This is a genomic window from Streptomyces sp. NPDC015171, from assembly GCF_043079545.1.
Taxonomy (GTDB): Bacteria; Actinomycetota; Actinomycetes; order Streptomycetales; family Streptomycetaceae; genus Streptomyces.
In genome coordinates this window covers 1-1429 of sequence record NZ_JBIBUO010000057.1, presented here as the reverse complement: position 1 = coordinate 1429, position 1429 = coordinate 1, and the positions used below count along the sequence as shown (strand labels likewise).

General features: G+C 67.0%; 2 protein-coding genes. Both read left to right on the top strand.

All coding sequences use genetic code 11. The features are described 5' to 3' along the window. Positions 1–426: alpha-glucosidase C-terminal domain-containing protein (locus tag ACF073_RS41480; protein ID WP_392076750.1), on the top strand; the 426-nt coding region annotated here is incomplete at its 5' end. Beyond that, positions 423–1429 (top strand): alpha-amylase family glycosyl hydrolase (locus ACF073_RS41475; protein WP_392076749.1); only part of this gene is annotated, 1007 nt, incomplete at its 3' end. The genes ACF073_RS41480 and ACF073_RS41475, both read left to right, overlap by 4 nt.

Sequence of the window (1429 nt, the reverse complement as noted above, 5' to 3'; positions counted from 1 at the left end):
AAATACCAGCTCAGGCCCCGCGACTGGGCGGCCGCCGCCCGCGAGGGCCGCACCATCGCCCCGCTCGTCACCCGCCTCAACGCCATCCGGCGGCGGCATCCCGCGCTACAGCGCCTACGGAATCTCCGCTTCCATCAGACCGACAACGACGCCGTGCTCGCCTACAGCAAGAGCACGGGTACGGACACGGTCATCGTGGTCGTCAATCTCGACCCGCAGCACACCCAGGAGACCACGGTCTCGTTGGACATGCCGCAACTCGGCCTGGACCGGCACGCCGTCCTGTCGGTGCACGACGAACTGACGGACGAGACGTACCACTGGGGCAGGACCAACTACGTGCGCCTCACGCCCGGCCGGGCACCGGCGCACGTGCTCCACGTCGGGCGATCGACGCCCCAGATCGGAGGGCCCTCAGCGTCATGACCGTCAACGACCCCGTACTGGACACCTTCGAGGACACGCCCGCCAAGGACCGGGACCCGGAGTGGTTCAAGCGCGCCGTCTTCTACGAGGTCCTGGTCCGCTCCTTCCAGGACAGCAACGGTGACGGTGTGGGCGACCTGCAGGGCCTGACCGCCAAGCTCGACTATCTGCAGTGGCTGGGGGTCGACTGTCTCTGGCTGCCGCCGTTCTTCAAGTCCCCTCTGCGCGACGGCGGTTACGACGTCTCCGACTACACGGCCGTCCTCCCGGAGTTCGGCGACCTCGCCGACTTCGTGGAGTTCGTGGACGCCGCCCACCAGCGCGGCATGCGGGTCATCATCGACTTCGTCATGAACCACACCAGCGATCTGCACCCGTGGTTCCAGGAGTCCCGCAAGAACCCCGACGGCCCCTACGGGGACTACTACATGTGGGCCGACGACGACAAGCAGTACGAGGACGCGCGGATCATCTTCGTCGACACCGAGGCCTCCAACTGGACCTTCGACCCGGTGCGCGGGCAGTACTACTTCCACCGCTTCTTCTCGCACCAGCCCGACCTCAACTACGAGAACCCGGCCGTGCAGGAGGAGATCCTGGCGGCCCTGCGGTTCTGGCTGGACCTGGGCATCGACGGCTACCGCCTGGACGCGGTGCCCTATCTGTACGCGGAAGAGGGCACCAACTGCGAGAACCTGCCCGCCACCCACACCTTCCTCAGAAGGGTGCGCCGGGAGATCGACGCGATGTACCCGGACACCGTGCTGCTGGCCGAGGCCAACCAGTGGCCCGAGGACGTCGTCGACTACTTCGGCGACTACGCCTCCGGCGGCGACGAGTGCCACATGGCCTTCCACTTCCCCGTGATGCCGCGCATCTTCATGGCCGTACGGCGCGAATCGCGCCACCCGGTCTCCGAGATCCTCGCCAAGACGCCCGCGATCCCGTCCGGCTGCCAGTGGGGCATCTTCCTGCGCAACCACGACGAGCTGACCCTCGAAAT